This is a genomic window from Pseudofrankia coriaricola (genome assembly GCF_001854805.1).
In the GTDB taxonomy this organism is placed as follows: Bacteria; Actinomycetota; Actinomycetes; order Frankiales; family Frankiaceae; genus Pseudofrankia.
Genome location: NZ_MBLO01000248.1, coordinates 32,975 through 52,297, shown reverse-complemented (window position 1 = coordinate 52,297; position 19,323 = coordinate 32,975). Strand labels below are relative to the sequence as shown.

13 protein-coding genes are annotated in these 19,323 nt (G+C 71.8%); 6 read left to right on the top strand and 7 right to left on the bottom strand.

Annotated elements, in window-relative coordinates; genetic code table 11:
* Positions 1 to 278: 278 nt before the first annotated feature.
* The 3 genes from BCD48_RS35050 to BCD48_RS35040 all read right to left on the bottom strand — a co-directional run bounded on the left by BCD48_RS35050 (position 279) and on the right by BCD48_RS35040 (position 5,068).
* A complete protein-coding gene (locus BCD48_RS35050; protein ID WP_083419667.1) occupies positions 279 to 2,009 on the bottom strand; it encodes an MDR family MFS transporter in 1,731 nt (576 codons plus the stop codon).
* A gap of 111 nt (positions 2,010 to 2,120) precedes the next feature.
* Positions 2,121 to 2,849: a TetR/AcrR family transcriptional regulator gene (locus BCD48_RS35045; protein ID WP_083419685.1), complete on the bottom strand. Its 729-nt coding sequence runs from the start codon at positions 2,847 to 2,849 to the stop codon at positions 2,121 to 2,123.
* Between the two features lie 284 nt (positions 2,850 to 3,133).
* Positions 3,134 to 5,068 carry an MDR family MFS transporter gene (locus tag BCD48_RS35040; RefSeq protein WP_241842239.1) on the bottom strand — a complete coding sequence of 645 codons (1,935 nt, stop codon included), beginning with the start codon at positions 5,066 to 5,068 and terminating at the stop codon, positions 3,134 to 3,136.
* 750 nt (positions 5,069 to 5,818) lie between these two features.
* Between BCD48_RS35040 and BCD48_RS35035 the strand changes: the two genes are divergently transcribed.
* From BCD48_RS35035 to BCD48_RS35025, 3 genes are all read left to right on the top strand, one after another.
* A complete protein-coding gene (locus BCD48_RS35035) occupies positions 5,819 to 7,477 on the top strand; it encodes a hypothetical protein (protein ID WP_241842246.1) in 1,659 nt (552 codons plus the stop codon).
* Positions 7,478 to 7,888: 411 nt separating this feature from the next.
* A complete protein-coding gene (locus tag BCD48_RS35030; RefSeq protein ID WP_083419684.1) occupies positions 7,889 to 8,815 on the top strand; it encodes an NAD(P)-dependent oxidoreductase in 927 nt (308 codons plus the stop codon).
* Positions 8,816 to 9,198: 383 nt separating this feature from the next.
* Complete coding sequence (locus BCD48_RS35025) at positions 9,199 to 11,331, top strand: hypothetical protein (RefSeq protein WP_198543522.1); 2,133 nt, start codon at positions 9,199 to 9,201, stop codon at positions 11,329 to 11,331.
* Between the two features lie 7 nt (positions 11,332 to 11,338).
* Here BCD48_RS35025 and BCD48_RS35020 read toward each other — a convergent pair whose 3' ends face one another.
* Positions 11,339 to 12,064 carry an SDR family NAD(P)-dependent oxidoreductase gene (locus BCD48_RS35020; RefSeq protein WP_241842238.1) on the bottom strand — a complete coding sequence of 242 codons (726 nt, stop codon included), beginning with the start codon at positions 12,062 to 12,064 and terminating at the stop codon, positions 11,339 to 11,341.
* Between the two features lie 380 nt (positions 12,065 to 12,444).
* Here BCD48_RS35020 and BCD48_RS35015 point away from each other — a divergent pair, with 380 nt between their 5' ends.
* Positions 12,445 to 13,038 carry a DUF6578 domain-containing protein gene (locus BCD48_RS35015; protein WP_071052701.1) on the top strand — a complete coding sequence of 198 codons (594 nt, stop codon included), beginning with the start codon at positions 12,445 to 12,447 and terminating at the stop codon, positions 13,036 to 13,038.
* A gap of 538 nt (positions 13,039 to 13,576) precedes the next feature.
* Here BCD48_RS35015 and BCD48_RS35010 read toward each other — a convergent pair.
* Entirely contained in the window at positions 13,577 to 14,203 is a 627-nt protein-coding gene (locus BCD48_RS35010; RefSeq protein ID WP_071052700.1) for a TetR/AcrR family transcriptional regulator, read from the bottom strand.
* Between the two features lie 243 nt (positions 14,204 to 14,446).
* Here BCD48_RS35010 and BCD48_RS35005 point away from each other — a divergent pair, with 243 nt between their 5' ends.
* Positions 14,447 to 15,040 carry a peroxiredoxin-like family protein gene (locus BCD48_RS35005; RefSeq protein ID WP_071052699.1) on the top strand — a complete coding sequence of 198 codons (594 nt, stop codon included), beginning with the start codon at positions 14,447 to 14,449 and terminating at the stop codon, positions 15,038 to 15,040.
* 157 nt (positions 15,041 to 15,197) lie between these two features.
* Here the strand turns inward: BCD48_RS35005 and BCD48_RS35000 are convergent, their stop codons facing one another.
* Complete coding sequence (locus BCD48_RS35000) at positions 15,198 to 16,538, bottom strand: RNA polymerase sigma factor (RefSeq protein WP_071052698.1); 1,341 nt, start codon at positions 16,536 to 16,538, stop codon at positions 15,198 to 15,200.
* Between the two features lie 13 nt (positions 16,539 to 16,551).
* Positions 16,552 to 16,899, bottom strand: coding sequence for a YciI family protein (locus BCD48_RS34995; protein ID WP_071052697.1), 348 nt, complete (start codon positions 16,897 to 16,899; stop codon positions 16,552 to 16,554).
* 500 nt (positions 16,900 to 17,399) lie between these two features.
* On the opposite strand from BCD48_RS34995, the gene BCD48_RS34990 reads away from it, so the two are divergent.
* Positions 17,400 to 19,313 carry an MFS transporter gene (locus tag BCD48_RS34990; RefSeq protein WP_083419666.1) on the top strand — a complete coding sequence of 638 codons (1,914 nt, stop codon included), beginning with the start codon at positions 17,400 to 17,402 and terminating at the stop codon, positions 19,311 to 19,313.
* Positions 19,314 to 19,323: the final 10 nt, after the last annotated feature.

The following is a 19,323-nucleotide window of genomic DNA, read 5'->3' as shown; positions in this document are numbered from 1 at the left end:
CGGCCGGGACGCCCGAGCGGGTGCTGGATGTCGAACTGTGTCATTTAGGCCGGCCTATAGGCCTGCTCATCCAACACACATCAATGGCGGTGCCGCGAAGTGTGTCAACTCAGCCTGTCTATGGGCTGGCTGACGTGCCACGGATCGGGTTTCCGGTGAGACCCCGGCGGCCTGGTGCCTCGGGCGTGGTCGCCGGGCACCCAGGGGATCGGCCAGGGCTCCCGTGATCGGCCGCCAGCGGCCCGTTCAGCCGTGTGCGCGCGATCACTTTCTGTGTTCTACCCGGTGGTCGACCTCGCGCCCGCCGTGCTGGCAGCGCCGTTGCTGGAGGTAGCGCCCGCGGTGACGTCGCCGTCCGCCGCGGCGGCCTCGCTCAGCGAGGCGGCGCCGCTGACCGGGGCTTCCACCCCGGCGCCTAGCGCCGCCGGGGTGGTCTCCGCGACATGCCTGCTCGAGCGCATGCTCAGTTGGGGCAGGAAGCAGCTGAGGACAAGGGCGATCGCCGCGACCGGAGCGGCAACCCAGAACGCGACCTGGATCGCGTCGGTGTACGCGCCCTCGAAGCCCTGGCGAACCGCGGGCGGAAGGCCCGAGACCAGCTTCGGGCTCACCTCCGATGGGCTGAAGTTCTGCGGCAGCGCGGCGCCGTGGAGCGATGTCGCCAGCTTGCTGGTCAGCTGGTTCGCGAAGATCGCGCCGAGGATGGCCGTGCCGAACGAGCCGCCGATCGATCGGAAGAACGCCGAACCAGACGTGGCCGCCCCGAGGTCACGGAACTCGACGGCGTTCTGCACCGACACGACCAGCACTGGCATGACGCCGCCCAGCCCAAGACCCAGCAGCAGCATGTAGATGACCAGCTCCGCCGAGCCGATACCCGGGGTGATCCGCGTGGCGAGCATCACGATCGCGATCGCCATCAGCGCGCTGCCGACGATCGGGTAAACCCTGTATTGGCCCGTCCTGCTCACCAGCCGCCCTGTGAGGGTCGACGACACGAGCATGCCGCCCATGACCGGTATCAGGTGCAGGCCGGACATCGTCGGCTCGATGCCCTGGACCACCTGCAGGAACAGCGGCAGGAAGGTGATGGCCCCGAACATCGCGAAACCGCACACGAAGCCCATGAGGTTGGAGACGTTGAAGACCCGGTTGGCGAACAGCCTCGGCGGCAGCACGGGCTCAACCACGCGCTGCTCGATGAAGCCGAACGCGACCAGCAGCACCACGCCGCCGACGACCAGGCTGATGCTGGCCGGGGAACTCCAGGCCAGCGTTGTGCCACCGAGGCTGGTGAACAGCACCAGGCAGGTGGCGGCACCGCCGAGTGCGAGCGTGCCGACGTAGTCGATCGATCGCTTCACCCGGTTGCGGGTCGACGGCAGCGCCGAGGCGACGATGATCAGCGCGATCGCGCCGAGCGGCAGGTTGATGTAGAAGACCCACCGCCAGTTCAGATGGTCGACGAACAGGCCGCCGAGCAGCGGGCCGACCACCGACGCGAAGCCGAACAGGCCGCTGAACACGCCCTGGTAGCGGCCCCGTTCCCGCGGCGACAGCACGTCACCGATGATCGTCTGAGCGCCGATGATGAGGCCGCCGCCGCCCAGGCCCTGCAGCGCGCGGAACGCGATGAGCTGGCCCATGGACTGGCTGAGCCCCGCGACCGCCGATGCCACCAGGAAGATGACGATCGCCGCCTGGAAGAAGATCTTGCGGCCGTAGAGGTCGCCGAGCTTGCCCCACAGCGGCGTGGACACCGTCGAGGCCAACAGGTACGCGGTGACGATCCAGGACAGGTGCTCCGCGCCGCCGAGGTCGCCGACGATCGTCGGCAGCGCTGTCGACACGATCGTCTGGTCGAGCGCGGCGAGCAGCATGCCCACGCCAAGGGCGAGGAGGATCAGGCCGACCCGGTGTCCTCCCGGCTTGTCCAGGACGTCCGCCGCCGGTGGCGAGGCGGGAGGGGTGGGCTCCGGGGACCGGCTCGCTGTGCTGGGTGACGCCATCACGTTCTCCCTCGGCGGCTGGGCGGGGCATGGTCGGCGGGGTTCGCGCGCCGGGCGCGGCGCGGTCCGTCCTCAGTCGGTCCGTGCTCAGTCGGGCCGGGCTCGATGGGTTCAGGCGGGCGTGGCGTCGGCCGGCGTCACGAGCGGCGGCGTGGCCGGCGGCGGGTTTGGGGCCGCGCGCGGCTGCCCGGACGCGGCCGGCTGCCCGGACGCGGGCGGCGCGAGGCCGCGGGCGACGCTGTCGAATCCCGCCCGCAGGTTCGCCGACAGCGCCGCCGCGGACGGGTTCTGGGTTCCTTGCCAGTGGGAGATCGTCGACCGGACGACGGCCATCGCCACGGCGACGACGGTCGCCGGGTACGGGTCCTCGTCGGCCGACAGGCCGGTGCGCTCGCCGATGACCTCGGCGAGGCGCCGCTCGAAGTTGCGCCAGGTGGCGGCGTGCGCGCCGAACAACTGCGGGTGGCTCTGGTGCATCTGCACCCGTGCCTGGTGCATCCGCGGGTCGAGCATCCTGCGCTCGAGCCGGGCGGTCAGGATCGCGGCGAGCGCACGCAGCGGCGGTTCGTCGGCCGGCCGGGCGCGCAACGCGGCGCACGTCTCCTCGATCTCGTCCTCGTCGATCCCGGCGAGGGCGTCTTCCTTGGACCGGAAGTAGTTGAAGAACGTGCGCGGGGAGACGTTCGCCGCCTGGGCGATCTCGTCGACGGTCACGCGCTCGAGGCCACGGTCGGCGACGAGGCGGACGGCGGCCTCCCGGATCGCGTCGCGGGTCTGGCGCTTCTTGCGCTCGCGCAGCCCGAGCTCGGTGGGCTCGGCCACACCGGCACTCACTCCCATCGCCCGTTCCTCCTCCCTCGCGCCCGCTCGCTTCGTGGTGCTCGTCGGCGTTCGTTCGTCGCTCCGGCCGCCGCGCGACCGGTCGTTCTCGGCCGGTCGCCGCCGGCGCCGGTGGTCGATCGTCCGCACCGTATCTTGCGTACTCTACAAGTTTGCCGTCAATACAAGTTTGCAGCCAGTGAAAAGATTTGATCGCGGGCCGCTGGGCCCGGTCGGCCTGGCCACGGGGCCTGCCCGGCAACCCTTTCGGGTGTCCGGGCAGGACCCGTGGCCAGGCGCCTCGCTCAACCGTCGTGCCTGGGCGAGCGGCCGCGCCTGGCCAGGTCACCGGAGAGCATCAGGTCCGCCGGAACCGTGTCCGGGATGGTCAGCTCCGGCTCGTCGCCGCTGGCCGTGCGCAGGCCGAGGTCGGCCAGGCGCGGAGCCGGGACGACCGTTCCACCGGTCGTGGTCCGCGGCCGGGCGTGCCCCGCCGTGGCGGCCTGGCCGGCCGTCGCGCCGACCAGCGCGGCGTCGGCCGTGCCGACCAGCCCAGCGTCGGCCGCCGCGGTGGCCTCAGTGCGGGCGTCGAGACCGCTGCTGCGGCGCATGCGCAGCTCGGGGAGCAGCCAGGCGGTCAGGAACCCGAGGAACGCGATCGGCACAGCGACCAGGAAGACGACCTGCAGCGAGTCGGTGTAGGTCTGGATGAAGCCGGTGCGCAGAGCCTCGGGCAGGCCGGCGATGAGCTTGGGGCTCACGTTCGAGCCGGTGACCCCGCCCGGCAGCGGGGCGCCGCCGACCAGGTGCGCCAGCTTGCCGGCCAGCACGTTCGCGAAGATCGTGCCGAACACGGCGGTGCCGAACGAGCCACCGATCGAGCGGAAGAACGTCGCGCCCGACGTCGCCGCGCCCAGGTCCCGCGGGTCGACCGCGTTCTGCACCGACAGGGTGAGGACCGGCATGACCATGCCCATCCCGACGCCGAAGACGAACATCGACAGGCTCAGCCGCAGGGTCGAGACGTCCGGGGTCAGCAGCGAGAACAGCGCCACGCCGACCGTCATCAGGCCGGTGCCGATGATCGGGAAGACCTTGTACCGGCCGAAGGCGGAGATCAGCCGCCCGGTCGTCATTGAGGCGATCATCAGGCCGAGGCTCATCGGCAGCATCTGCAGGCCGGACACGGTCGGGTCGATGCCCTTGACGACCTGCAGGAACAGCGGCAGGAAGATGATCGAGCCGAACATCGCGAAGCCGACCACGAAGCTCATCAGGCTCGCGATGTTGAACACCTTCAGCGTGAACAGCCGGGGCGGCAGGATCGGCTCGGCCGCCCGCCGCTCGACCAGCGCAAACAGGCCCAGCAGCGCCACACCGCCGGCCCCGAGGCCGATGCTCGTCGCTGAGCTCCACGCGATCGAGGAGCCTCCGAGGCTGGTGAACAGGACCAGGCAGGTCGTGGCGGCCGCGAGGACGGCGGCTCCCAGGTAGTCGATCGAGGTCTTGGCCCGGTTGCGGATCGCGGGCAGCACCGCGGTGACGACGGCGAACGCGGCCACGCCGACCGGAACGTTGATGTAGAAGATCCAGTGCCAGGACAGGTGATCGACGAACAGGCCGCCCAGCAGCGGGCCGAGCACCGACGAGACGGCGAACAGCGCGCTGAACACGCCCTGGTAGCGGCCCCGCTCCCGGGGCGAGACCAGGTCGCTGATGATCGTCATCGCGCCGACGACAAGGCCACCGCCGCCCAGGCCCTGCAGCGCGCGGAACGCGATGACCTCTGTCATCGACTGGCTGAGGCCCGCGAGCATGGACGCGGCCACGAAGATCACGATGGCTGCCTGGAAGAAGCGCTTGCGGCCGTAGAGGTCGCCGAGCTTGCCCCAGATCGGTGTCGAGACCGTCGAGGCCAGCAGGTAGGCGGTCACCACCCAGGACAGGTGCGAGGCGCCGCCCAGGTCACCGACGATCGTCGGCAGCGCCGTCGACACGATCGTCTGGTCGAGCGAGGCCAGCAGCAGGCCGGTGCCGAGAGCGGCGACGATCAGCCAGATCCGGCGGCCATCGCCGGCGGCGCCGGCCGCTGTGCCGCCGGTGAGGTTCGAGGCCCGGGTACCGCCGGTTCCTGGAGTTCCCGCTGGGCCGGCGGGTGCGAGCGTCGAGGTTCGAGCTGCGTCCTTCGTCCGGGTGAGCCGGGTGGTCATGGCCCGGGCGGCGCTGCGTGGCGAATTCATCTGCGTGTCTCCAAAGGGTGCGCCTCCGGGCCTTGGGGGTCCGTCGTTCGCGGTTCTCGTTTCGCGTTTCCGCGCCCTGCACGGTCGCCGGCCGCGGCGGCGGGATCAGGGTCCGCGTCGGGGCTGGACGCGGTGCCGGGCCGGTCGATCGTGCGTGCACTACAACTTTGCCTCTCCTACAAGTTTGCAGTCAACGCAAAAATTCCGAGCCTGCAGAGATCTGGGTCACCTCCACGAGGCGACTTCCGCCAGCGGCGTGCGGGCGGCATGACGTGACGACGCCGGAACGGCGCTCCGACGGAGTGACGCTCCGAGGGGTGACGCTCCGAGGGGGAGGCGACGGCGAAGGGGCGATGAGGCGGGAGGGCGGGAGGCCGGGAGCGAAGGCTGCCCGGCGGCGCCTGACGCGCAGGTCATGCCGTGCGAGGGGTGCAGACACGGGGAGACACCGGGGAGGGCGGAGCCGTCACGGCGGGATCGGCTGGGACACTGACGACGATGGCGACGCCGCTTGACCAGCCGGTCACGACCGTGACGACACAGCCGGTCGTGGATTCAACGACCCCTCCCGGCCCAGAGCCGACCGACACGATCGACACGACTGGCGTGGATGGCACGGATGGCGCCCCGAGCCCCGCGGCGTTTCGACGGTCGGCGGCTTGGCGGTCGGCGGCTTGGCGGTCGGCGGTGTGGCGGCCAGGAGCGCGGCGGCGACTGCGCGCGTGGGCGCGGCGGCACGCTTTGTTCGGTGTGGTCGCGCTGGTGGCGCTCGTCGCCAGGGTGCTGGTCGTGGTCACCTACCAGCCGGCGCTGATGTACCTGGGCGACTCGGGCGCCTACCTGGATCAGGCATGGCATGGCCTGTGGCCCGAGGACTGGCGGCCGTCCGGCTACCCGATGTTCCTGCGGCTGGTCGACGGCGAGGCCCACCTCACCCGGCTAGTGATCATCCAGCACGCGCTGACGTTCGCCGTCGGCATCGTGCTGTACGCAGTGGCCGTCCGGGTGACCCGGCGGACGTGGGTGGCCTCGCTGTGTGCCGTGCCCATGCTGCTGTCGCCCTGGGTGCTCGACCTCGGCCAGTTCGTCCTCGCGGAGACGCTGTTCAGCGTGCTCACGGGCCTCGGGCTGCTGCTGCTCGCGATGCCCGGCCGGCCGCGGGTGTGGGCCGCGGCGCTCGCCGGGCTGCTGCTCGGCGCGAGCCTCACCGTCCGGACCGTCGGCTACGGACCGCTCGCCGTCGCGTTCGCCGTCCTGGTCGTGACCGCGACGGCCGCCGCCGTCCGGGCCCGTCGCGAGCAGGGCACGGAGAGGGTCCGCGGGATCATGCGGGTACTCGCCGTGGCTCTCTCGTTCGTCGGCGCGGCGGCGGCGCCGGTGTGCGCGTACAGCGGGTGGAGCCTCTCGGAGGGCAAGCACTTCAACGTCTCGGCGCACTCCGGGTACTTCCTGTACGGCCGGGTCGCGCCGTTCGCCGACTGCGCCGCGCTGCCCGAGGACCGTCCCGTGCTGCGGACCCTGTGTGACACGCGGCCCGTGGCGCGGCGCACCCAGCCCGACACCTACCTGTGGCCGGCGAAGTCGCCGCTACGCCAGGGCCACGCGCGCATCCCCAAGGGCCGAGAGGAGCTCGCCGGCGAGTTCGCGGACGACATCGTCCGCGCGCAGCCGTGGATGATGCTGCGGACGTCGGGCGACTATCTGGTGGGCTACTTCTCCCCGACGCGGCACGAGAACGCCAGGACGTCCCGCGCCGACACCTGGGAGCTGCCGGACACGCTCACCAACGTCCTGCCGGAAAGCGACCCGAGTTCGGCCGACGGCTACTACGTCGTGACGACCCTGCGGACGGGGCTCGCGGAGCGGCTCGCCGACTACTCGCGGCTCGGCTACGCGCCGATGCCCCTGGTCGGCGCCGGGCTGCTCGCCGGGCTGCTCGCCGTCCCGGTGGCCCGGCGCCGCCGCAGGCCCGGCCCTCCTCCGATGTACTGGCTCGCGGGCGCCGGCGGCCTGTCGGTGCTCGCGATCAGCGCGCTGACCGCCGGCTTCGACTACCGCTATCTCTCGTCCGTCCTCGGCGTCCTCGGCGCCGGCGCCGTCCTCGGCGCCGCGAGCCTCGCGCGCGCCCTGCGCGGCGCGCCGGCCCAGACCACGACGCCGGCCGCCATCGGCACCGGCCTCGCCGCCGCCGGCGACATTGCCGCGGCCGACATTGCCGCCGCCGGCGACATTGCCGCGGCCGGCGACATTGCCGACGCCGATGGCGTCGCCGTGCCGGCCACGGCGAAGGCCGTCCCCGCGCCGGCCGTCGCGATTCCCGTGCCCGGTCGTCCCGAACCGTCCAGTCCTGCCGGCCCGTCGGATCCCTCCGGGCAGACCCAGGCCGTGCGGCCGTCCGGGGCCCGATGAGCCGGGCCCCGGACGGCCGCGGCCGCGTCGCCCGGCGCCAGTCCGCATGCAGGGCTGGAGGTCATGGGCGAGGTGGGTGCGGTTTCCGCGGCTTGATCGGCCGCCAGGTATGGATGTCGGCGTTCCCTGTCGTGCTTTGCCGGATTTGTGCATACGCTGGACGTGATCAAGGCGGCCTGGCGGGGCTGGGAGCGACGGGTGATCCCGGTCCGGGTATGCCTTCTGGCGCTGGAGTTCGAGTCCGGCCGGGCGCTCTGGTGGGATGAGAGGTGCGTCGCGGGCGGTCGTGGCGACAACACCGCTGGTGACCGCGCCGTGACTGGATCCGTGCTGCTTGGCGGGCGAGGCCGGTTGAGCCGGGTAGGCCATCGTTCGTGGCGGAAGTCGCACGGCGACGATGGGAGGCCGAACGTGCGGGTGGCATTTCTCGGAATGGGCAAGATGGGCCAGCTGATGGCGGCCCGGGCGCTGACCGGCGGGCATGAGCTCACCGTCTGGAACCGGACGCCCGGCCGGGCTGCCGAGCTGGTCACGGCCGGTGCCCGCGAGGCCGGTTCCGTCGCGGACGCCGTCGCGGACGCCGACGTGGTCGTCCTGATGCTGTTCGGGCCGGAGTCGGCCGGTGAGGTGATGGAGTCGGTTCATGTCGCCGCGCCCGCCGGGCTGTTGGTGATCAACGCGACGACGGTCGGGCCGGAGTCGGCTCGCGAGCTGGGCCGGGCCGCCGCCGCCGCCGGGCTGCGATACGTGGACGCGCCGGTCGTCGGCACGCTCGGGCCGGCCCGCGAGGGCAAGCTGAAGATCCTCGTCGGCGCGAGCGAGGCCGACCTCGCCGCCGCCCGGCCGACCCTGGAGCTGTTCGGGGATCCGGAGCGGATCGTCCGGGTGGGCGAGGTGGGCGCGGGCAGCGCGCTGAAGCTCGTCGTCAACCTCACCCTCGCCGAGGCGATGGCCGCCGTCGCCGAGACCGTCGCGCTCGGTGTCGACCTGGGCCTCGACCGCGAGGTCGTGCTCGACGAGCTCGCCGGCGGGTTCCTGGGCGGAGTCCTCGGCTACAAGCGGGCGATGATCGAGTCCGGGAACTTCACCCCGCCCGCGTTCACCGTCGAGGCCCTCGCGAAGGACGTCAGGCTGGCCGTCCGCGCCACCCCGCGCCAGCTCGGCCTCGCCCAGGCGGTGCTCGGCCTCACCGCCGAGGCCGCCCGCCGCGGCCAGAGCGAAGACGACTTCTCCGCCATCGCGGACCTCGCCCCGCTGCCGGCGGCTGCCGAGCCCGGCGCCGCCGACCCGTCGCGCCGCCCCTACTCCACGCCCCACGGTTCGGCCGCCCAGACCTGAAAGCCGGATTGCTCTAGAGCAGAACGGTTTGACGTAAATCGCCTGGCTCCACCGGGTGCGTGCGTGGTCGTCGGAGTGGGCCCGCTAACGTCTTCTCCGGGCGCATTGGCCGACGAAGGCCCGGCCGCCCGCGATAATCGGGATGCCAGGTGGGGACGGCAGGGGAGCGGCGGTCGGGGCACGCCTGCGACCACCGCGAGATCGGCGACAGCGAGAAGACGCATGGCATCGGCGCCAGGGGCGCCCTCCGTGTCCACATCGCCGCCCGGTGGCGTCGCGCGGTAGCGGTTGTCGGTACGCGTGTCAGTAGGCGCGTCGGTTCGGGTGATGACCCCGGTTCGGGTAATGACCGGGGTGCCGGTCGCTCGGCGACGCGGCGGTGGGTGGTGGTCGGGGTCTCCGGGGCGAGCCTGGTCTTCGCCGCGCTTGCCACACTGACAGCACTCGCCATTCCGCCTTTCACCAGCGCCGACGAGGCCCAGCACACCTCCTACGCCCTGGAGGTCGGCAGCGGCAGCCTGCCGGTGATCGACACCCCGGTCCGCTCCCTCCTCCCCGGAATGCCGGGCATCCCCGCCGACTGCGTCGTCACCCCCGAACAAGCCAGGGCCGGCCTCGAAGCGGCCCGCGCACGGTTGGCCCACGAGGGTGGGTCCGGACGGGGATCAGCCACCGTCCCCGGCGCCGGAACGAGGGAAGGGCCTCGCGCGGGCGAGACCGGCCGGCCCCCGACGTCCAGCCCGCCTTTGGCGATACCGGTGGCTGCCGAGACCGGCGCGCCCCAGCCGGGCCGGCCGACGGCCGGCGGCACCGGCACCGGCACCGCCCCTCGGCCAACGGCCGGTAGTGCCGGGAATGGCCGCCCGCTGTCGGTAGCCGTCGAGATGGCGTCCGCCGGTGGAATGCCCGCCTGCGCCCACGGGCCACGGGGAGTTCACAGCAACACCCAGCTGACCTACACGGCCAATCATCCGCCGTTGTTCTACGCCATCCAGTCGGTCCCACTCGAGGCCGGCATTCACAGCGGCCACCCGATCGCCGGTTTCCGCGCGGCCAGGCTTCTGAACGTCGTCTTCGGAATCGCGGCGCTCGCCGCGATCGCCTGGCTGGTGCGCGAGCTAGTACCCGCGCGCCCGGACCTGGCCGTCGGCACGGCGGCGGTCATGGGCACGGTCGGAATGTTCGTCAACTCCTGCGGCCAGCTCTACAACGACGGGCTATCCCTCGCGACGATCGTCGCGGGCCTAGCGGCCACGGTCGCGCTGCTACGGCGCGGGCCGTCCGCGATGCGCCTGCTCTGCCTGGCGGCCGTGGTGCTCGCGGCGGCGGCGACCCGGGCGAGCGGCGTGCTCGAGGCGGGGCTTCTCCTGCCGGTCGCCGGAATCGCCGTCGCACTCCACTCCGGCGGGAGGTGGCGCCGACTTGGATTCGGGATCGCCACCGTGGCGGGTGGCGCGGCGGTCGTATGCGCGGGAATCGGCTGGTTCTACTGGAGAAACATCCAGCTTTACGGCGATCTCACGGCGAGCGGCCTGATCGCCAAAATGTTCCCGATATCGGAAAAGCCGATGACGGCCGGCGAGATCCTGCACTCACGCGCTTTCGCCTGGGCCATCTACCGGGGCTTCTACGGCCGCCCGCGCCTGCTCACCGACGGCCGTGACCTGACGGACGGGCCGAAGCTGGTCCTGCTGGTGCTCGTCGCGGGCCTCACGCTGGCGGCGCTGCGTTGGACCGCCCGCCGGTGCGCGGTCCTGTGGGCGCGCGGCGCGCGGCTGCTCGCGGCTCGGAGGGCACTGCCGTCGGCCGGCCCGATCGCCCTGCCGCCCGCCCGCGAGGCGCCGGACGACGGCGCCTCCGATCCGGCGCCCGTGCCTGATCTGGCGCCCGGGCCCGTGCCTGATCTGGCGCCCGAGCCCGACCTGCGTGGGACGCGAGACGCCACGGCGGGCTTTCTCGGCGTGTGCCGTCGCCGGGCGCCGGGCGCGTTCGCATGGGTGCTGATCATGCTGCATGTCGCGGTCGCGGCCGCCACGCTGGTCGGCTACGTCGCTGCCGGTGGTGCGTGGTTCGCCCGTTACCTCCTGCCAGCCGTACCGGTCGCGACGCTGCTCCTCGCGGCCGCGCTCGCCGCGCTGCCAGGCGCGCGCCGCGGCCTGCCCACCGTCGTCACGGTCGCCGCGCTCGCCCTCATGACCTGTGTCATGACGGGACGGGAGCTCGCGTTCAAGCTCCCGGCGCTGCACCAGTACGACACGGTCGGCCGCCTCCGGTCGGCGCTGGTCGTGAGCGGAGCCCACGCGCCCACGTTCACGCTGTGGACGCTAGGCCTCGTCGCGCTAGTCGGCCTGGCCCTCCTCACAACCGCGTTGTGGTCTCTCGCCACCGCGGCCGTCCCCACCTGGCCCGTCCCACGTCCGCGGGTCAACCGCCGTCCGACCTTCGCCCACCGGCCGATGCCCCGACCGGTCGTGGCCAACGCCCCACCCACCGCCGACCCGACTCCAAGCTCCTGACCTGTTGTCAGCGGACGTAGGCGGCGCCGCCGTCTACCGGGAGGATCGCGCCCGTGATGTAGGCGGCGGCTGGGCTGGCCAGAAAGACCGCGGCCTGGCCGATGTCGGATTCGGGGTCGCCGGTGCGGCGTAGCGGGATGGTGGCGAGGACGTCGGCCATGGCCGCGGGCTCGTCGGCGGCGAAACGCTCGAGAGCTGGGGAGTGCGCGAACGGCATGATCGTGTTGACGCGGATGCCGTCGGGGCCCCATTCGACGGCGGCGCCGCGCGAGATCGAGTTCAGCGCGGCCTTCGTTGCCGCGTAGACGGCGCGGTCGTGGGTCATCGGCGCGATCGAGGCGCCGGAGGAGACGTTGACGACCGAGCCGCCGCCCCGCAGGTAGGGATGGCACAAACGCATCAGGCGGAGCGCGGCGAGCGGGCCCGACTCCCAGCCGGCCGCGATCGTCTCCTCGCTGATGTCCAGCAGCGTCCCGAATGGCACGGTCATGGCGCTGTTGACGAGGATGTCGACAGTCCCGAACGCGGCGACGGTCAGCTCCACGAGCCGGATGAGGTCGGCGGGCACGGTGACGTCGCAGCGGATGGTCAGGGCCGTGCCGCCGCGCGCCTCGATCTCCTTGCGGACGGCGTCGAGCGTCGGCTCGGTACGGCCGCAGACGACCACCCGCGCCCCGGCACCAGCCAGCGCGAGCGCGATGCCGCGGCCGACTCCCTGCCCGCCGCCGGTCACGATCGCGGCCTTGCCAGCTAGAGGGCCAAAGGGTGTGCGAAAATGATCTTCTTTCGCACACCCGGCGGCCGTTGTCCCCAGGATCACTAACGGGCCTGTGGGCACCGCTGGGCTACCGGCCTCAGTTGTCATCTTTCCCGCCTCTCCAAGGTCGGTCGCCGGGTCGTCCTCCGTAGGGGGAGAACAGGTTCGAAGCGTCGCGGGTCATGACCGTCGCGGCAAGTCTCGGCATCAGGCGTCGAACCGGCGACATTTGACCGCGGCGGGAAAGCCAACCGGCACCGGCCCGCGACGGCAGTCTCCAAGCCGGCAGATCCCTGGTACGCCGGACTGAGTCGGGCGCGCCGAAGATCGGTCGTGTCGTCGAGGTGATATCTCGGATGCCGCGGCCATCGGCCCGGGACGATGTGGACATGCGCCTGCCTGTGCACGTCGAGAGTTGGCAGATCGAATGCTGCATGGATCCGCCCTCGGTGGGAGACCACGTGAGATGGCAGCTCGTGTTCACGGCACAGTCGGAGCGGGACGGCTCCGACGGGGCCGGACTGGTCGAGCTGGACCTGGTTGCCGCGCACCTGGGCGCCCAAACGGCGTCGATGCCGGCAGACAACCCCCGCCACGGCACGTGGCTGGGAGCGCCCGACGTCGCCGACGGCCTGTCGCTCTTCTGGGTGGCCCGTCAGCCAACGGCGGGCCCGGTCCGGCTTACCGGCTACATCGGCGAGGACCACCACGCTGGTGTTCCGGAGTCGTTCCCGGAGACCCACGGGACCATCCGCGGCATTCGAGTCCAGACGTGCCGCATGATTGAGGTCGGGCCGAGAAACTGGCAGCCGACCGGCGAACCACCGTCCTACGAGGACGTGACCACGTCGCCGAAGCGGTTTCGGACCGCCCTACAGCCAGGACAGGTCGGCACGGTGCAGACCGGGATCCTCGTCGACCTCGAGGTAGGGGCCAGCCTCGGCTCCTGAGGCCCCGGCTGCCGCAAACGGCTCTTCAAGTGTGTGTCCTGTCAGGCCACCTTCAGGGCTCCGGCATGTTCTCGCTTCGCCTCAATGCCGCTTGGCTAGGCCAAGATCGACCAGCATCACCGCAGGTCAACGGTCCGCGCGAAGATCGCGAAGAATCCTGACTAGGTGCATTTCGCTTTACCCTGGTATGGGCGGGACGAGCGGCCGGATGGCCGCGCCTCGTCGTGCACCTTGGCGCTGAACGCGGGGCCGTTCATGATCTGGTGGGATCCTCGGAGCCCCAGCTTCTAAGATTCCACCAGATCATGAAAGTGGCACCAAATATCAAGAGGCCAAGTCCTTAAAAACGCCGGGAAGGTGAGACCGGAACTGTTCACGCTGAGACCGGCCCAAATATCGGCAGGTCAAATGCCCTAACACGCGGGGTTCCTAGGTCACCTTCGGGCCGGCGGCCGGGAAATCCGCTTCAGTGAGTTAGACCATCGCGGAGAAGCCCCGAGGAGGAGATCGCCGCGATCATCGACCGCGCACATCCGCTTCAGGGAGTTAGGCCGTCCAGGAGGAGGGCCACGCCGCCGACGAACTCGTCGTCGCGGGTGACGCCGGCCGCCGCGGCGGCGCTGTCCGCCAGAAACGGGAACTCGGACGAAACGGCGGAGCTGGGGACGGTGGCCAGGGCATCGAGGCCGGATGGGCCGCCGAGGTGCTCGAGCTGGATGGCGCCGATCGCGTAGGCCAGGAGGCTGCGCAACGCGATCACGCGCCGCTCGCCGTCGATGCCGGCGCCGGCCAGGATGGCGAGCACTGTCTCCGACCAGCGCATGATCGCCGTCGAACGGTACCGGCGGGTGAGCGCCAGCGGGACCGTCGACGGGTGGGTGCCCACCGTGTCGCGCAGCCTTCTGGCCATCACCGTGAGCTGCTCCCGCCAGGACGCGGCATCGCCCGGCCCAGGCGGATCCGTGTCGATCTCGCCGAGCACGGTCTCGACGACCAGTTCTTCCAGCTCGTCCCGGTCCTGGACGTATCGGTAGAGCCCCATCGTGCTCACACCGAGCTGGGCGGCGACCGCTCGCATGGTCAGTCCGGCGAGGCCGTCCCGGTCGACGACGTCGAGGGCCGCCGACGCCAGCTGCAGGTGGGTGAGCGAGGGGCGGCGCGGCATCGGGATCGTCCATCGGGTAGTCGGGCCGGGCCGGCGGTCGCCGGGCCAGCGGGTCGGTGGGTCCTCGGGTCAGCGGGTCGGCGGGCCAGCGGGTCGCCGGGCCGGTGACCCGTGGCGGCCGGCGAGACGTCCCGCTCGGAGGAGCGGTCAGCTGGGGGTGCGGCTTCAGTGGGTTGACAGCGTACAGGGTACGCCTACGCTGGTAGGCGTACCCTGTACGCCTACGGTGGGAGTGAGATCCTGATGTATACCCCGCGAAACCCGGTGCGGCCCGGTGACGTGGTCGCCGTCCGCGAGCTCGTGCCTGTCGCCGGCCCGCCGATACCGGTCCCCGATCCGGCTGGACGGCTCGTTCACCTGCAGTTCCGGCGGTTTGCCGGCTGTCCCATCTGCAACCTGCACCTTCGCTCTGTCGCCCGTCGGGTCGCCGAGATCGAAGGCGCAGGGGTGCGGGAGGTCGTCGTCTTCCACTCGCCGGCGGCCGAGCTCGCCCGCTATGCCGACGAGCTGCCTTTGACGCTGATCGCAGATCCGGACAGACGGCTCTACGTGGAGTTCGGCGTCGAGTCGGCTGCCCGCGCGCTGCTCGACCCGCGGGCGTGGGGCGCGGTCATCGGCGGGGTCGCCCGCAGTACCTGGGCGGTCCTGCGGGGCCGGGACCGGCCGCCGGCGCGGCGCCAGCCGCACGGCCGCCTCGGCCTGCCCGGCGACTTCCTGATCGCGCCCGACGGCAAGGTGCTCGCCGCCAAGTACGGCGAGCATGCCTACGACCAGTGGTCCGTCGACGAGCTGCTCGTCCTGGCCGCCGCCCCACGGGAGCTGGCCTCGGCCGGCTGACGGCCTGCCCCTCGTCGCCGTGACCAACTGTGACCGCTGCGCCGCCCGCGGACCGCCGTGTCCCATGGCTGCCTTCGGTTTCCCCGGTCCCGACCGCCTGGCCCCTGGTCCTGCTCCCTGGCCTGCGGCCCCTGTCCCCGGCTCCGGTGCCCGGGCCTCAGGGCTGGTCGAGCTGGCGGAGGCGGGTGGCGAGGAAGTCGCGTTCGACGGAGTTGTCGGTGAGGGTGAGGGCCTCCTCGTAGGCGAGGCGGGCTTCGCCCGGGCGGCCGAGCTGGCGCAGGAAGTCGGCACGGGCGGCGGGGAGATAGCCGTAACCGGCGAGCTGGGGTTCGGCGGCGAGGTCATCCAGCGCGGCGAGGCCGGCGGCCGGCCCGTTCGCGAAACCGACCGCGACCGCCCGGTTGAGGGCCACGACCGGCGACGGCCAGCGCGCGGCCAGCAGGCCGTAGAGGCCGACGATCTCGCGCCAGTCGGTGTCGGCCCAGCTGGGCGAGCCGGAATGCACCGCCGCGATCGCGGCCATCAGCGGGTACCGGCCGGGCAGCCGCCCCGGGCCGTGCCCGGGCCCGCGTCGGCGTAGCCCCTCGCGGACCAAAGCGATGCCCTCGTCGATCGCGGCCCGGTCCCACTGGGCCCGGTCCTGCTCGGCGAGCAGCAGCAGCCGCCCGTCGGGGCCGACCCGGCCGGCCGCCCGGGCGTCGGTGAGCAGGATGAGGGCGAGCAGGCCGGCGACGTCCGGGTCGTCGGGTAGCAGCAGGCGCAGCATCCTGGCGAGGTCCAGCGCCCGCTCGACGAGGTCGCGGCGGACCAGGTCGGCACCGGCGGGCGCGGTGTGACCGGTCGTGAAGAGCAGGTGGACGACGGTGAGCACCGCGTCGACCCGATCGGGCAGTTCGGTGGGCGGCGGCACCCGGTACGGGATCCGGGCCGCTGTGATCTTCTTCTTGGCCCGGGTGATCCGGGCGGCCATCGTCGGCTCGCTCACGAGGAACGCCCGCGCCACCTCGGCCGTCGTCAGCCCGCACAGCAGCCGCAGGGTCAGCGCCACCCGCGCCTCGGGCGCCAGCGCCGGGTGGCAGCAGGTGAAGATCAGCCGAAGTCGATCGTCGGCCGCGCCCTCGACCACCGGCAGGTCCGCCAAGTCCAGTGCCGGCATCCGGGGCCGGGAACCGGGGCGCGGCCCGGAGGGCGAGGTGACCTCGTCCTCCGGGCCCGGCGCGGCCTCGTCCTCGATGAGCAGGGGCAGGCTGCGGCGCAGGGCCGCGTCCCGGCGGAGCAGGTCGATGGCCCGCCGCCGGGCGACCGTCGTCAGCCAGCCGCCCGGCCGCGCGGGGATCCCCTCATCCGCCCAGGCCGTCAGCGCGCGGGCGTAGGCCTCCTGGACGCACTCCTCGGCGACGTCGAGGTCACGGGTGACGCGCACCGTCGCCGCGAGAACGAACGCCCACTCGCGCCGGTGCGCATCGGCGACCGCGGCGGCCACTTCGGCGGTGCGCATCGGGTGGTCGGGCCTACTCGAAGGTCATGATCGGGCGGACCTCGACGCCGCCGAACGGCGCCGGGACCTCCTTCGCGATCGCGATCGCCTCGTCGAGATTGGCGGCCTCGACGAGGTAGTAGCCGCCGAGGGCCTCCTTCGTCTCGGCGAACGGGCCGTCAGTGACGGTGAACCCGCCGGCGCTGTCGGAGCGGACCGACGTCGCCGTGCCGACCGGCTGCAGGGCGTTGCCGCCACGCAGGGACGGCCCGTTCTTCTCCCCGAACGCCGTGTGCTCGCGCATCGCCCGGTCGGTGGCGGCCTGGCCGCCGGCGACATAGCCAGCCTCGTCCTCGTAGATCAGGATCAGGTACTGCGCCATCGCATGTCCCCTGTCGTCTCGCGGCCCGCCTCTCGGACCGCTCACGGATCCGACGAACGGCTCTTGGACGGATCGACACCCGTCCGGGAAGATTCTTCCCGACTTTGCGTAGCCAGCCGATCGTCACGCGTCGAAGCTTGTCCGTCGAAGTCTGCCCAAGCCGGCGCGCCCGCCCACGCCGGCCCGAGCCTGTGCGCCGGCCCACGCCGGCGCGCGCCGGCACACACCAACCCACGTCGGCGCGCGCTGGCCAGGCTCGGCACGTCGCCGGGATCGCCGGGTCTGTGCTCGCCCCCGGACGCCGCGTGACCTTGGTCGTGACGTCTCGGGAGTCGATCAGTTACGTGAACGTCAGATTTTGGGATGTGCTGAGATGTCGATCGTTAGCTTGTGTTAAGCAAGTATGTGCCGCCGACTTGTCGGGCCTGCTCGGTGGCGTGCGTCCGCGGGCTCATCTCCGACGGCGCCGGATGCCGGCCCGGACGGGAGCAGCACCGACGATGACCCCGAGGCCGCCCTCGCCACCCAGTCCGGCCGCGTCTGGCGCCAACTCTGCCGGAGCCGACTCCGCCGGGGCCGGTGACGCCGTGTCGGCCGACCGTGGGCGGCACTACGGCAAGATCGCGCTGTCGAACACGACGGTAGGCGTGCTGATGGCCTCGATCGACGCCTCTATCGTGATCATCTCGCTGCCCGCGATCTTCCGGGGGATCGGGCTCGACCCCCTGCAGCCAGGGAACATCAGCTACCTGCTCTGGATGCTGATGGGCTACATGGTGGCGGTGGCGGTGCTGGTCGTCTCGCTCGGGCGGCTCGGCGACATGTACGGCCGGGTGCGGATCTACAACGCCGGCTTCGCCGTCTTCACCGTCGCCTCGGCGGCCCTGGCCCTCACCCCGTGGACCGGCGCGAAGGCCGCCATCTGGCTGATCGTGGTGCGGATCATTCAGGGGATCGGCGGCGCGATGCTGATGGCCAACTCGGCCGCGATCATCACCGACGCGTTCCCCGCCAACCGGCGTGGCATGGCGCTCGGCATCAACCAGGTCGCCGCGCTCGGCGGCTCCTTCATCGGCCTTGTCCTGGGTGGCGTGCTGTCCGAGTGGAACTGGCGCGCGATCTTCTGGGTGAACGTGCCTATCGGCCTGGTCGGCACGATCTGGGCCTACATCAGCCTGCGGGACAATGGCCGCCGATCCGCCTCGAAGATCGACTGGTTGGGTAACGTGACGTTCGCCGTCGGCCTGACCGCGCTGCTCGCCGCCGTCACCTACGGCATCCAGCCCTACGGCGGACACACGATGGGCTGGACGAACCCGAAGGTGCTCGCCGCGCTGATCGGCGGCGTGGTCGTGCTCGGCGCGTTCGCCGTCCTCGAGACCAAAGTCGAGCACCCGATGTTCCGGCTGCAGCTGTTCCGGATCCGGTCCTTCGCCGCGGGCAACATCGCCCTGCTGCTGACAGCGATCTCCCGCGGCGGCCTGCAGTTCATGCTGATCATCTGGCTGCAGGGGATCTGGCTGCCGCTACACGGCTACGACTACGAAGAGACACCGCTGTGGGCCGGCATCTACATGCTGCCGCTGACGGTCGGATTCCTGGCGGCGGGACCGGTGTCCGGGGCGCTGTCCGACCGGTTCGGTGCCCGGGTCTTCTCCACCGGCGGCCTGCTGCTCTGCGCGTGCTCGTTCGGCGGCCTGCTGCTGATCCCGACGAACTTCCACTACACGACGTTCGCGCTCCTGTTGCTGCTGAACGGTATCGGCTCCGGCCTGTTCGCCGCGCCCAACACGACAGCGATCATGAACTCGGTACCGGCCGACCTGCGCGGCAGCGCGTCCGGCATGCGGTCGACGTTCATGAACTCGGGCAGCGTGCTGTCCATCGGCGTGTTCTTCTCGCTGATGATCGTGGGCCTGGCCTCGGTGCTGCCCCGGACCCTGACGGGCGGTCTCGCCTCGCACGGCGTGCCCGCGGACGTGGCGGGCCAGGTCGGCTCACTGCCCCCGGTCGGCAGCCTGTTCGCCGCGTTCCTCGGCTACAACCCCATCGAGCATCTAGTCGGCCAGGACACGCTGGCCAGTCTGCCGCCAGGCGATGCCCAGACGCTGACCGGCAAGGAGTTCTTCCCCTCTCTGATCACCAGTCCGTTCCACCACGGCCTGACGATCGTCTTCGCGATGGCGATCGTCATGACCCTGATCGCCGCCGCCGCGTCCCTCCTGCGCGGCGGCCGCTATGTCCACGTCGACGTCCACGTCGACAGGCCGACCACGCCCGCGTCATCCGTACCTGAGTCGTCCGTATCTGAGTCGTCCGTATCCGCGTCGTCCGTCCTGCCCACGGAGGCCGCCGTCGGCGGCCCGGAGGTCCTGGCCGCCGCCACCGAGTCCACCGCCCGACCCGGCGACTAACCGGTCGGGC

What these genes read in the sequence shown, in the direction of transcription:
- BCD48_RS35050 (WP_083419667.1), bottom strand. Translation starts at nt 2,009, where the DNA reads ATGGCGTCACCCAGCACAGCGAGCCGGTCCCCGGAGCCCACCCCTCCC.
- BCD48_RS35045 (WP_083419685.1), bottom strand. Translation starts at nt 2,849, where the DNA reads ATGGGAGTGAGTGCCGGTGTGGCCGAGCCCACCGAGCTCGGGCTGCGC.
- BCD48_RS35040 (WP_241842239.1), bottom strand. Translation starts at nt 5,068, where the DNA reads ATGAATTCGCCACGCAGCGCCGCCCGGGCCATGACCACCCGGCTCACC.
- BCD48_RS35015 (WP_071052701.1), top strand. Translation starts at nt 12,445, where the DNA reads ATGCCGCGGCCATCGGCCCGGGACGATGTGGACATGCGCCTGCCTGTG.
- BCD48_RS35010 (WP_071052700.1), bottom strand. Translation starts at nt 14,203, where the DNA reads ATGCCGCGCCGCCCCTCGCTCACCCACCTGCAGCTGGCGTCGGCGGCC.
- BCD48_RS35005 (WP_071052699.1), top strand. Translation starts at nt 14,447, where the DNA reads ATGTATACCCCGCGAAACCCGGTGCGGCCCGGTGACGTGGTCGCCGTC.
- BCD48_RS35000 (WP_071052698.1), bottom strand. Translation starts at nt 16,538, where the DNA reads ATGCGCACCGCCGAAGTGGCCGCCGCGGTCGCCGATGCGCACCGGCGC.
- BCD48_RS34995 (WP_071052697.1), bottom strand. Translation starts at nt 16,899, where the DNA reads ATGGCGCAGTACCTGATCCTGATCTACGAGGACGAGGCTGGCTATGTC.
- BCD48_RS34990 (WP_083419666.1), top strand. Translation starts at nt 17,400, where the DNA reads ATGACCCCGAGGCCGCCCTCGCCACCCAGTCCGGCCGCGTCTGGCGCC.